General features: G+C 49.7%; 1 protein-coding gene (cut by a window edge). It reads right to left on the bottom strand.

Going from position 1 to position 14,701, the window contains the following annotated elements; genetic code table 11:
- Positions 1–14,695, bottom strand: partial view of an SDR family NAD(P)-dependent oxidoreductase gene (locus tag KTO58_RS09985; protein WP_307728977.1) — the 5' portion only. It extends 25,958 nt beyond the left edge of the window; the window shows 14,695 of its 40,653 coding nt (coding positions 1–14,695); it begins with the start codon at positions 14,693–14,695; its stop codon lies beyond the left edge, outside the window.
- Positions 14,696–14,701 lie beyond the last annotated feature (6 nt).

Here is a 14,701-nt window from a genome sequence, read left to right on the forward strand (position 1 = left end):
CCGACACAGCCGTTGTGATGGCTGTCGCCAGTTGTAAGCCGATTCCTCCTGCTCCTCCTGTGATCAGGTAAACACCGCCCGTTTTCCAGGGTAGTTCTCCTGCAGATGTTGTGTCAGCTGTGATCCACTCTTGTATCCATCTTTTACCAGCAGCATAGCGGATGGCGATGTCTCCGGTTTTCACTTCGCGCTGCAACCGTTCCGTGATCAATGCGGGGGACGGATCATCTTCCATCAGCAGCAGCTGTCCTTTTATGCGGGGGTTTTCCAGGTGGGCGGTTTTCAATACACCTATCAAGCCACTCAAGAGTCCGGCAGTCGGGGTATTGTCTGTGATGAGCAGTTGTACCAGTATCTGTTCTGTATTTTTTTCTGTCAGGAGTTGCTGTACGTAAGTGAACAGAGAGATGGCATCTGTCATATAGCGGGTGGCTACATCGCTGAGTGTTCCCGGCAGTGACAATACTTTTGTTGCCGGCAGTTTTTCTCCTAATGTTTTGACCAGCCATACGGAAGGGTCACATAATACTATATGTACGCCGGGGTTGTTGCTGGTTGTATCCGAGGAAGGTTGTTCTTTCCAGACAGGTTGCAGCAGCAGCGTATCTGCGTCCAGATTAGCTATGGGAGCGGGTGTTGGGGTTAGTTGCATTGCAGTAGTATCCGCGGAAGTTGATAATGTTCTGTTGTTAAAGCCAAGTATTTCGTCGATCCAATAGCGTTCACGGGCGAAAGGATACCCAGGTAGACTGATGCGGCGATTTATTCCTGACGGGTATTGGTCTTCCCAATAATGGGCATGTCCATTTACCCAGGCGGCGGCGATACGCTGCTGTTCGTTGCCTTGATATGAGGTTAATGCGGGCAGGGGTTTGGTGATGCGTCCGGTGAAGCTATTTTCATTGCTGACGTTATCCAGGAAGTCGCGCAATGTTTGCTTCAGGTGCTGCAGACCAGTCGTCACTATTGCGAGTCGTTCTTCCATTGCTTCCCTGCCGGTCTGCAAAGTATAGGCGATATACGGCAGATGTACATCAGTGTAATTATTTTCTTCCAGTGCCTGCAATAGCTGTGCAGCTACTACATATAACCTATCTGTTTCTTTAGCGGAGCAGACGATCACCAGCGGGTGGTTGAGTTGTATTTCCTGCAGTTCGGCGGAGCGATATTCTTCCACCAGTATATGGGCGTTGGAGCCACCTGCGCCGAAGGAGGATATGCCTGCTATGCGCGGGGCGCTGTGTTGCTGACCGTCGGCGGACCATACGGGCGGTTGCCAGTCGCCCAATGTTTGTTGTAAGGTGAAAGGCGTTTGATGGAAGCGGATGTTTTCGTTCAGTACGGCAGCATGCAGGCTGGGCACCAGTTGTTTGTGCTGGAGTTGCAATACTGTTTTAGTCAGTGCGGCGATGCCTGCTGCTGCTTCCAGATGTCCTATATTACTCTTTACGGACCCCAGTGCGCAATACTGCGTTTCAGCGGTATCGTGCTGGAATGCCTGTGTCAGACCTTTTATTTCTATGGGATCGCCCAGTGCGGTACCGGTACCATGGGCTTCTATATAACTTACTGCTCTTGCATCTATTTTTCCTTTTTTCAATGTTTCGAGGATAAGGGCTCCCTGGGCTACGGGGTTAGGGACGCTGTATCCATTGGTTTTGCCACCATGATTGATATTAGTACTGCGGATGATGGCGTATATATGGTCTCCATCTGCTTCTGCCTGTGACAAACGTTTCAGGAGGACACTTCCTACACCTTCTCCGGGTACGAAGCCATCAGCGTTGGCTCCGAAGCTGCGGCACTCATCGGTGGTGGCCAGCATTCGCTGGGCGCTAAGTGCCTTATAGCTGGAAGGATGTAGATATAGGTTTACGCCACCTGCGATGGCCAATTCACAAGCGCCTCTCAGGAGATGTTCACAAGCTTCATGGATGGCTGTCAATGACGAAGAACACATTGTATCGACCGGCATGCTGGGGCCCTGGAGGTTAAGCAAGTAGGAGATGCGATTGGCCACTGAGCTGAAAGAAGTATGGGGAAATATTTTTTCTCCTTTTTCCCACAAAGCAGGTCCGTAGAGATCGAAACCGGTCTTGGTAATGCCAGCGAATACTCCTACCCTTCTGTCATGTTTTATCGCCAATGCTTCCCGGGTATATCCGGCATCTTCGAGTACGTGCCAGCAGGTTTCCAGGAATAGTCTTTCCTGAGGGTCCATGCTCATTGCTTCCAGTGGAGATATGTTGAAGAAGAGCGGATCAAAGGCGGCAAAGTCGTTTACGAAACCGCCCCATTTACTATAACTCTTTCCCTCTTTCACGGCGGTATCCGGGTCCGGATGGAAGAACCCATCCATTGACCAGCGATCTGCAGGTACTTCGGTGATACTGCTTTTGCCATCTTTAAGATTATTCCAATAGGCATTGAGGTTATCTGCCTGTGGATATCGACCGCTGATGCCGATAATGGCGATTGGTTCGTGATTGTCGTGTGAATATTTAACTGTTGGGTTGGCGGTCCCCTTTGCTGTACGTGTGTCGGCTACCGGTAATAATCCGTTTACGGCCAGTTCATTAGTGGTGTCTGGCTGTACCCAGTGGCGGCTTTTCTGTGGATAGTCTGTAGCGAAATGATCTGCCAGTTCACGTAGGTATTGGTATTCAAAGAACAATGTTTTGGATATCTCACCGAAGATTTTTTCCAGTTCTCTGTTGAGGCGAGTGATCATGATAGAATCTATGCCATAGCTCTCGAACGGCTCATCTCCTTCTATTTTGGAAGCGTCAATACGGAGGTGTTCGCTAAGTAGTTGTTTGAGTTGAAGCAGTACGGCCTCCTGTAATTCCCGGGCGGTGAGGTTAGTTGCTGCGGTTGTTGACGGGCGAGCGGATGCGGAGGTATATTGCTGCAGTTGCTCAGCATGTCCTGCTATTACCAATGTGTGGCTAGCGCCGGTGGTCCAGCTTTCATACAGGCATCGGATTCCATCGGCCGTCTCCAGTGCGGTATGTCCGCCTTCCAGCAATCTTTCTGCCGTAATTTCATCTACCTGCATGCCCCCCTCTTTCCAAAGGGGCCAGCTTACTGACAATGCTCTTCCATATCGTTCTCCTTTCTGTACCCTTTCGTTCCTCCAGGTGATGAAGGCATCCATAAAAGCGTTGGCGGCAGCGTAGTCTCCCTGGCCGAGATTACCGGATACGCCGGCACCAGCGGAGAATACGATAAAGCAGTCCAGGTGCATATCCCTGGTGTAATGATCCAGTAATGTCAGCCCTTTTACTTTAGGTGCCAGTACTTTTCTGAATATGTGCGCTTCTTTTTTCAGGAGGAAGTTATCGTTAATGACACCTGCGCTGTGGATGACGCCGGTCAGGGTACCGTAGGCCGCTGTACAATCTTCCAGTAGTTGCTTTACCGCCTGTTCATCGGTCACATCGGCCTGTTTATATACTACGTTCCTTCCCAATTTGCGGATCGTTTCTGTTTTCTCTGCTGACAGTATGCTTCTGCCCGTCAACAGTACGGTGGCTTGCGGAGCTTTGGATGCGATCTCCCTGGCGACATGCAAGCCGATACCACCGGCGCCACCTGTAAGCAGGTAGACCCCATTGGACTTCCATATCAGTGGTGCCGCGGTATGATTGGAGGCTACTGTCCAACGCTGTATATTTCTACCCCGCTCATCGTATCGTATATCATTATCTTTTTGAGCACCTTTATTTTCTTCCAAGATCGCCGCGATTTGTGCCGGTGTACTCTGAGCCGGGATGGTGATCAGCTGGGATATTATCCTGGGGTTTTCCAGTCCCGCTGTTTTCAATAATCCACTCAGTCCGGCCCAGGTTTTCCATATGCCATCTTCCGGCAGTAATATTTGTATCAGTACCCTGGTGCTTTGTTTATCTGATAATATTTCCTTTATCGTGCTGAATACTTGGAGGCAATCTGACGTGAATGCTTCGGCCAGGTCTTCAACATGTGTGGCAAGCTGATGGAAGGCCACCGTGGGTACGCTCTCTTTCAGTGCCGACCAGGTAGTCTCTTCTCCTCCTACTGTAAAGACATGGTGTTGTACATAAGCGGTAGCACCAGGATATCCAGTCGCTATTTCGTTTTTCCAATGGGGTGTCAATACGAGCGACAGTTGTTTTGGTGCTACGGGTATGAGCCTGGAAGGATCGAGGAAGTCTTTGTTCAGGGCGTTGTCGGGTATCCAGTAATGTTGTCTGGAGAATGGATATCCTGGTAAGGAGATACGTCCGGGGTTGCCTGTGCTAAACAGCCCCGTATAGTTGAGCGTGTATCCCTGTACGTACAGATCTGCAACAGTAGCCAGGAGCTCCAGGTACTCGGATACCGGTTTATTTCCTGTTGAGAGTTGTTGTATACATTCGTTCCCATATTTCTTTATAGTGGCCTGTTCTCTTTTTTCCTGTTCCTGTATTACGGCGGTATATATCTGGGGTACGCGGGATTTAGCTATCCATTTTTGCAGCAGACTGGTGAGTTCTTCATTTGATCTAACGACACAAGCCAGGCGGTGATTGAAGTGTTTCCTTCCTGCCAGTAAGGTATAACTGATGTCTTCCAAAGACGCGGCAGGTGATTGCTCCAGATAGTGGAGCAGATTGGTGGCCTGTTGTACTAATTGTGCGGCGGTACGTGCACTCAGCGTAACGAGATATGCCGGGTTGGCCGTTGTAATCCGTTTTTGCGGCGGCGCTTCTTCTATCAACAGATGGCCATTGGTACCGCTGAATCCGAAGGCGCTGAGGAGTGCCCGTTTGGGGTTGTCGGATGCTGTATTCCAGGGACGCAATTGTGTATTTACATAAAAGGGGCTATCTGAAAAGTCGATGTTGGTATTTCCTGTTTCGAAATGCAGGGACGGAGGTAGTTGTTCATGTTTAAAAGCCAGGAGAATCTTGAGTAAGCCTGCGACACCGGCGGCAGCGGAGGTATGGCCGATATTTGTTTTTACGGCACCTATTGCGCAGTAATTATTCTTGTCGGTATACTGGCCGAATGCTTTTGTGAGTGCGTTGAATTCGATGGGATCGCCTAATCTTGTAGCGGTACCATGTGCTTCTACCAGCTGTACGGTAGCAGGGTCAATATTAGCGTTGCGGTATACTTCCAGCTCGAGTTGTTCCTGGGATCTGGCGCTTGGTGCAGTGATACCGTTGGTAGCGCCATCCTGGTTGATAGCGCTGCCTTTTATTACTCCGTAGATATGGTCGCCTGCGGCGAGGGCATCTTTCAATCGCTTTAATATCACGACTCCTACTCCTTCTCCCGGAACAAATCCATCGGCGCGGTCATCGAAAGTATAACAATGACCGGTAGGTGATAACATACCGGCATGGCCGCTGGAGAGGTAGAATCCGGGGGTACACTGTATGAATACGCCACCGGCGACGGCGTATTCTATTTCTCCTGCTTTCAGGGCCTGGCTTGCCAGGTGTATTGCTACGAGGGAGCTGGAGCAGGCGGTATCTATGGCGATAGCCGGGCCCTGGAGATTGAGATAGTAAGCGATACGTGCAGGAATGACTGCCGCTGCGTTACCCCAGAAGGCCTGCGGTGGCAATTCGGCACCCAGCAGTCGGGAGTAGTCACCAGCATGGCATCCCAGGTACACTCCACATTTGCGTCCTGCAATATGTTCGCCTACATATCCTGCATCTTCCAATGCCTTCCAGGACTCTTCGAGGAATATACGTTGCTGTGGTTCCATGTAGGTTGCTTCGAGCCCTGTGATATTAAAGAAAGCAGGATCGAAGTGATCTATTTCATTTAAGAATCCGCCGGTTCTACAACGATTAGCGGCTTCTACTCCAGCAGCGTCATAGTAACGATCGATATCCCAGCGTGTTACGCCGGTGATCAGTTCGTTTCCAGCGGCAATATGTTGCCAGAATTCTTCCGGTGTATCACTTTGGGCGTAGCGACCGCTAATACCGATAATGGCGATCGGTTCTTCTCTATTGGCTGTAGATGAAGCCACCGATGTCTTTTCTTCCTGGCGGACAATGGGTACACCCTGTGTTGTTATATTTCCGGCTGGTGTTGCTGTTATGGCGCCAGCGAGAGGTCTGCTACTTAATGCTTCGCCATATTCTGCTACCAGATGGGCCGTCAGTTCGTTGACGTTATTATAGTCAAACAGTATGGTTGTCTGTAGTTTCAGTTCCAGTTGTTTACGCAGCTGGTTAACAAACTTCACAGCAATAATGGAATCTACACCGTAGGCTGAGAAGCTCAGGTGGTCTTGTATATCTGCTGTATTGATCTTCAGTGACGCTGACAGGCTTTCATGTATTACCAATCGTACCTGTTCTTTCAACATCTGCCCGCTGATGACGGTTGTGCCTCCTGTATTCGGGTATTGCGGGGCCGCCACGGTATCCGTTGCGGGCATTATTTCAGTGGATTCGCTGCTATTGCCGGCGGGGATCTGCTGGCGGATGTATCCATTGCTGATTGCCAGTAACACCTGCTGGCCCCATGGCAGGAGGTGCTGTGCCGGCAGTGCGATATCCGTAAAACCTTCTTCGTCCAGCACCTGGTGCCAGCCCGCTACGGATAGGCCGGGGCATCCCGGAATACGTATGGCGGTGTCTTCATATTTCCACCAGCCATCCAGTAGTCCGAAGGTGAGGTGGCTGAGCAGGTTATTACTGATCAGTTCATTGAGGATCAGGAGTCCTTCTTTATGCAAGCAAGCTTTTACATTACGAAGGGTATTTGCGATATCGCGGGTTGCATGTAATACGTTGGTTGCGATTACTATGTCATAACTACCTGGGATCACTTTTTGCCCCTGCAATGGTTCTTCGACGTTAAAGAGTTGACCTTCGAGATAGGGTGCGTCTGCCTTATAAGCTGTTTCTGCATGTAAGAGGAATGCTTTGGAGATGTCGGTATAGGTATATCGGGCGATATGTTGCTTATAAGCATCTAGTTTAGCAAATACCCGGGCACTGGTACCACCGGTACCAGCGCCGATTTCGATAATCTGCAGCCTGGCATCGGGCTGTTGTTGCAGGCGGGCATCCAGGTATGCTACTACGCTGTCTGCTACTACGTCATTATAAAAATCGGAAGCGATGTTATGCTGGTAGATATCTTCTACCAGGTCCATTGAAGCATCGGGGAAGATAATATCTGTAGCTGCCAGTTTGCCTGTCAGTATTCCGGGCAGTGCCTTCAGGGTAGCGGAGAGTAGTTTTACCTGGGCTTTCAACGCGGGGTTTTGCTCCCATTGTGTTCTATATTGTTCCCATTGCTCCCATATAGTCGCTGCATCTTCCTCTTGTTCCACTTTGATATGATAGTAGTCTCCTTTTACTTCCAGTATGTCTGCCTGATTTAAAACGCGTACGGTTTCATCTAGCCAGCGATGATACTTGTCGCTGACGTTAGCATATAACTGAGCAGTTGATACATTGTTCTGCCGGAACAGTCCTATTGCTTTCAGCTGTGCAAACAACAAGCGATGTAAGGTATTTCCCAGTGTTGCGGCATCTGCTGCGGTTGCTTTTTCTGCTTCCTGTAAGGGTGTAATGTTTACGCTGATGCCTGCGGCTATGGATTGCGCTGACGGGTGTGTTGGTTGGTCTGGCAGTATGGTGAGCTGGTCGCCGGGGGATGTGTTTGCAAGGCTATTATGGGCAGTTGTTTTAATAAAGCCTGCCTGCGGGGTGGGGATATTGCAAAGCAGGTTTATTGCTTCCAATGCTTCCGGAGGTTCAATAGAACCTATGCCGGCTTGTTGCATGATATCGCGATATGTCTGGGTAGCTACAATTCCTACATGTCCCCAGAAGCCCCAGTTGATAATCTTTACGCGGCCCGGGAATTTTTGTGCGCACGTGGTGGCGAAGGCATCTTTGAAGGTACAGCCGGCTACGTAATTACTTTGTCCGGCGGGGCGGCCGAATGCATTCATTGCGGAGAAGAACAGCAGCAATTCTAGGGGTTCTCCAGCGAACTGTTCGACCAGGTAGGCGCTGGTGGCTACTTTAGCGAACAGTACTGTTTCCAGTTCTTCAAGGCTCATATTGGCGATGCTGCGATCTGCCAGTGTGATGGCTGCATGTACGATACCATGTACGGTACCGAAGACAGTTTTAATTTTTTCGTAGGCCTGCTGAAGAGCGGTCTTATCAGTGGCATCCGCTGAGATATAGTATGGCCGGAGCCCTTCCGCCGGGAATGTATTTAGTTTGTCTGTGACGGTTGTATCGTCCGCTTGCCTTCTTCCTATCCAGATGATCTGTGCCTGGTAATGGGTTATCATATAGCGTGTCCATACTTCTCCTATTCCACCTGCTCCACCCAGTACTACATAAACGCCACCTTTCCTGTATGCCGGATTGTGATTGTATTGGGGCGCCTGGCGCAAGGGAAGTAATTGTTGTCTGTACCAGGTATTGTTACGGCGTATCACGGTTTCTCCGGAGGAGTGATCCTGCAAGGACTGCAATGTGGAAACATCCCAGGGTTGGGCCTGTTCCATATCCAGTATCCTTATTTTCCAATGCGGATATTCTTTTGCCAGGGATCCTGCCCATCCATGTACGGCTGCGTGTGCGGGATCAGCAGGATCGCCTGGATGCAGTGTCAATGCCTGCGAGGTAATAATATCCCATTTGATATCGCGTGCATCATACCCTAACTGCAATAATGCTTTTACCATTTTAAAGCCCTGAACGACCCCATTTTGTTGTGCGTTTACCAGGTAGTCTGCAGATACTATGTCATTGCCCGCTGGCAGTATCCAATAGATATGTTGTATTACCGGTAAAGCGGACAGCTTTTCCCGGATGGTATCGATGTCATCGGCGGGTTGTATTGTGAGGGTATGTACTTCGTCATAGTATTGAGTCAGCCATGTGTTATGGCTGTTACCAGCAGCCAGCAGCAATACTTTATGTTGCCGGTTATAACGTGTAACAGCGGCTCTTGCCTCTTCATTTATTCTATTCCATGCGGGTATCAGATGTACACTTGCTGGTGCAGGATCTCCGGGAGGTGTTTCATTTGTTTTTTTACCCGGCAGTATTTGATTTACCTGTAACGGTTGTCCGGCGGGGATATCCAGCCAGTATTCGTTCCTGGCGAAGGGATATGCCGGCAGGCTGATGCGCGGAGGTTGTTGTCCATCGAACAGGATATGCCAGTTCAACAGGTACCCCTGGCAATAGAGTGCGCCGAGGGCATTTAGTGTTTCGCGGTATTTTTCCGGTTGTTGCAGTTGCAGGCGGCTTTGGAGTAGCATATCCTGCGCATAATCTTTCAATGCTGGCTGAACGGTAAAGTCTGGTTGCAGGACGCCATGTGAAAGGTTGGGTATTATCTCTCTGTTTCCGGCAGCTATTTGTTCGAGCAGGTGTAGTAAGGCATCTATGCTATCTACTACCATTGTACAACGATGCTCAAAATGGAAACGGCCATCCTGTAGTGTATGGCTGATGGCGGCGAGGTTATTGTCTGATGTATTATGCGTTTTCAGGAAGTTGAGCAGGTCTTGTGCTTTTTGGCGAAGGGCCACGGTTGTCTTTGCGGATAAGGGCAGGATATAGTATGGATAGTTATATACCGGGGTGGTGGCCAGGCGGGTATAGTTATCTATTACCATATGAGCATTGGTGCCACTCATACCGAAAGCATTGACGGCTCCGCGGCGTAGTCCATTGTTATCTGCCGGCCAGTAATTATTTGTTTTGTTAATGTAGAACGGGCTTTTTTTCCACTGGATGTAATCACTTTCTGATTCGCAATGTAAAGTGGCCGGTATCTGCTGATGTTGCATTGCTTTCAGCAGGTTGACGAGGCTTAGGAGGCCTGAGGCGGCGAAGGTGTGCCCGAAGTTAGACTTGGAAGATGTCAACGCGCAATAATGCTGTTTATCTGTCAAAGTGGTAAACGCCTCATAGAGTGCGTTGATCTCGATCGGGTCTCCCAGTTTAGTTCCGGTACCATGTGTTACGATATAACCGATGGTTGCCGGATCTATTTTGTGTTGTTTGTATACGTTTTTGAATAGTTCGGCCTGTGCGTTACCGTTAGGAGCGGTGATGCCATTGCTTTTGCCATCGTAGTTGATACCACTGGCAGCGATGACACCATATATGGGATCTCCGTCGGCCTCTGCGCGGGAAAGCGGTTTTAGTACGACAGCTACTACTGCTTCTCCCGGCACCATCCCGTTGGCACGTTGGTCGAATGCGTAACATTTGCCATCGGGGGACAACATGCCTGCCTGTCCCATGCTTACAAAGGGTAAAGGTGTGATCATGAGGTTAACGCCGGCGGCGATGGCTACTTCACACTCTCCATTGCGGAGGCTGTTACACGCTTGGTGTGCGGCGACGAGTCCGGAGGAGCAAGCGGTATTGATCGCCATTACGGGACCGGAGAAGTTCATAAAGTAGGCTAACCTGGCGGCCAATATACCGGTATGGTTGGAGGTAACTCCTACCTCCTGCTGGGCCGCTAATAAGCCAAAATCGCCCTCTTCTACGCCTACGAACATACCTATACGGCTGGTATTCACTCTTTGTTCTCCATAGCCGGCATCTTCCAGTGCTTTCCAGGCCTCCTGTAATAACAGGCGCTGGCGTGGGTCCATGCCTGTTGCTTCCAATGGGGAGATGTTGAAAAAGAGCGGATCGAATTCCCGGATGCCAGGAATAGTTCCGCACCATTTGCTGTTTGTTTTGGTGCTATCTGTTGTAATATCTCCGTAATAGTCCTGCCAGTTAAACCTGTCTGCCGGTATTTCTGTAACAGCATTTGTGCCCTGTTCGAGCATTTTCCACAGCTGTTCGACGTTGGCTGCCTGGGGGAATATGCCGCTGATACCGATAATGGCGATCTTTTCCTGAGCGGAAGATGTTTCCTTATTGTTATCACCTGCTGTGGGTTGCGATGTAGTTTGCCGGGTAGTATTGCCTGCCCTGGCCGAACCTGCCAGCAATGGTTCTGCGTTGGTACCTGCTGCATAGAATTCTGCCATTACAGCCGGATATTCTTCCAGCAGGTATCCCGCTAATTTCTCGATGGTGGTATAGCCAAAAAATAAGGCCGGTGTAATTTCCAATTCATAGTAGCCACTTAGTTCGCGTGCGAAAGTAGCGAGGCTGATGGAGTCGAATCCGAAGTCGGCGAGGTTATCTTTTGTGCCCAGTTTTTCCCGAGCTACTTTTAGTATGTTACAGATAATATTCTTGAGGTCCCAGGCTACACAGACATCCAGTTCCCATCCTTTCATTTCTTTTTTTCTGCCTTTGCCGGTATGTTGCAGCGGAGTATTACTTACGGCGACTGTTTCCGACAGGCCCAGTATCTGTGCTATCTTTTGTTGCTGGCCATGCATTACCAGGTATGCGGCGCCCGGGAGAGCGAACAATGTATCCAATAGTGTGAGTGCTGTGGCCGGAGGCAGTGCTGCCTGTCCACTGCTTTTCAGGTAGAGTGTTGTGCTGTCTTCGGTACCCAGTTGCATGCCACTACCCTGCCATAGTGGCCAGCTGATGGCTAATGTGCGGCTTTGGGGATGTAGTTCATTACGATATTGGGCATATGCCAGCTGAAAGCGATTACCGATGGCATAGTTACAGCTGCCGAAATCGCCTAGGATAGCTGCTGAGGAGGAGAAATAGCAAACGAATTCCGGTTGTGCGCCAGCGAACAATTCATCCAGTAGTAATGTGGCGTGGATCTTGGATTTGAGTACTTTTTCGAACCCTTCTATATCGTTATTCAATACATCTGTAGCTGTGACAATGCCCGCTGCGTGAACTACGCCATGTACGGTACCGAAACGTTCTTTTGCTTCCAGGAGACCCGTTGTCATTGCAGTGGCATCGCTGCTATCGGCCTGTATATACAGGACTTCACTCCCCAGGATTTGCAGTTCCTGGAGTAGATTGTGACGCGGCTGATCCAGGCTGCCTCTGCCGGTCAGGATCAGGTTTGCTTTTGTACCGGCGGCAATATGACGAGCGACGGCACTGCCCAGTTCTCCTGTTCCACCTGTTATCAGGTAGGTTTTACCCGCTTTGAATGCCGGTGTACGGGACGGTGTAGTCACGGGGGTGATGCGGCTTACATGACGTTTTCCACTCTTGTACCAGTAGCTTTCTGCCGGGTTGCCGGCAGCCCGCCAATGGGCCTGTATCGCCTCTTTTGCGGTCATGGCGGTTGTAATACCTATGCTCACATTCACCGATGGTAGTATCAGTGACAGGGATCTTTCGAAGCCGATGTATGCATCTGCATAACATTCTTCCAACGCGGTTGCCGGTGCCAACGCTACCAGTATGTACTTTACGTTTATTTTGCCTTTGTGTAAGGCCTGCAACAGCTGCAAGGGGTATTTAAAGTCGCTGATACGGGATGGCTGTTCAAATGTCCGGAGATCCCAAATGGTATCCCATTGGTTAGTGTTGCGGATAATGGTCTGTAATGTTTCTTCCAGGCTATCTTCCGCACCTGTATTTCTGGCGAAGGCTATGGGTATTGTGTTGCCTATTGTCTCTTTCACTAATTTCTCTGTCTCTGTCGTGTTGACGATGCAGATCATACCTTTTGGATAGGCTGTTGCATCCTGTGCATCGGTAGCCGGTTGCCATTGTTCTGTATACAAAGCAGCGGTAGCATCGGGGGTTGCGGGAGTAACCGGTGGTATTGATACGAAGCGATTAATATTATTGGCGGCTCCTTTTGCGGGCGCCCAATATCGTTCTTTTGCAAATGGATATACCGGCAGGCTTACTTTGTATGGTGTTGTTTCCGTGTATAACGTTTTCCAATCGATGAGCCCACCTTTCACCCACCACGCTGCTAATTTTTTCCATTTCCGTTTATTCAACCAGTTGTGTAATATTTCATCGCCGTCTTCCTCTTCTTCTGACGGGGATTCTTTTTTCACAACAGCGGTCCATACCTGTGTGTTTTTTTTACCTGATATGAACGCTGACAGTCCATCTAGCAGTTCCTGCCTGTCAGCCGCCAGTATTACCAGGCGATGTGATAATGCTTCTCGTCCTATCTGCAAGGTGTAGGCGACATCCAGGAGGTTCAGGGCGGGAGCGGCAACTATATGGGATTGTAAGTTATGTGCATAGGTATGCAATTGTTCCCGGCTTTGGGCAGATAGTACAAATAGCTGCGGCTGACCGGTTATTTCGCTGGTGGGCTGTATATATTCTTCTATAACCAGATGGGCATTGGTGCCGCTGAAACCAAAGGAGCTGACAGCGGCACGGCGCAGCTGTTCGTGGGCAGGTTCCCAGGCTTGCAGCTTTGTATTCACATAGAAGGGGCTATCGGAGAAGTTAAAATGTTCATTTTCCGTGGTGAAGTGCAGCGATGGTGGCAGTTGTCGCTGTTGCATTGACAGCAGTACTTTCTGTATCCCGGCGATGCCTGCAGCTGCGGAGATATGGCCAATATTGGATTTGACGGCACCTATGGCGCAGTAGTGTTTTTTGCCGGTAAACTCTTTGTAGACGCTGGACAACGCATCGAGTTCGATGGGATCTCCCAGTTTGGTGCCGGTGCCATGCATTTCGACATAGCTAATGCTGGCAGGATCTATATGATATCGTTTGTAGACGGCTCTTTCCAGTTCCATCTGGCTTTTGGCGCTAGGAGCTGTGATACCATTTGTTTTACCATCCTGATTGATCCCTGATCCTATTACGACGCCATAGATGTGGTCATGATCAGCGATGGCATCTTTTAAACGTTTAAGCACGAGTACGCCCGCACCTTCTCCCGGCACAAATCCATTAGCGCTGTTATCGAAGGTCTTACACTTACCATCAGCGGACAACATTCCGGCGCTGGACATGCTGATAAAAGCTTCTGGTAGCAGGTATAAGGTGACACCGCCTACCAGTGCCATTTCGATCTCGCCATTCAACAAGGCCTGTGATGCGAGGTGTAGTGCTACGAGTGAGGAAGAGCAGGCGGTATCTATTGATATAGCGGGGCCTTTTAAGTTGAGGTAGTATGAAATACGGGATGCTGCTATGGCGAAGCTGTTGCCGGTAGCGTTAGTGGCTTCGTGCTGTTGTTGCTGCAGGAGGATACCATATTCATTACTCATGATGCCTAGGTACACCCCGCAATTACTATTATTTAAAGCGGTCTGATCATACCCGGCATCTTCGAAAGCTTTATAGGCTTCCTGCAGAAAGATGCGATGCTGGGGGTCCATCAGTTCTGCTTCTGCAGGTGATATATTAAAGAAGAGGGGGTCGAAGCAATCGATATCATCCAGCATGCCTAACCATTTGCAGTAGGTTTTGCCAGGTTGGTAGGGTCCGGGGGCATAGTATTGTGTTACGTCCCATCTGTCTGGTGTGATCTCTTTTACGGAGTCTTTACCCTCCTGTAAGTTTTGCCAGAATTCCTGCAGATCGGCTGCTTCAGGATATCGGCCGGACATACCTACGATGGCGATCTTATCGCCATCTGCTATATTATTACTCATGCCGGATAGCAGGCTTTGCTCCGGGGAGACGACGGTCCGTAGCTGGCCGTTGGCGCCCTCTTTTACCGGAGCCGGGGTTGACGATGTTTGTGATGACGGGGCCTGCTTCATGAGGGCTTTGGCTTGTTCCACGCTGATTTCCTTTGCCCTTAACGCACGTAAAATCTCTTGTAGGTCCATAGGTCT

The organism is Chitinophaga pendula (assembly GCF_020386615.1).
GTDB lineage: Bacteria > Bacteroidota > Bacteroidia > Chitinophagales > Chitinophagaceae > Chitinophaga > Chitinophaga pendula.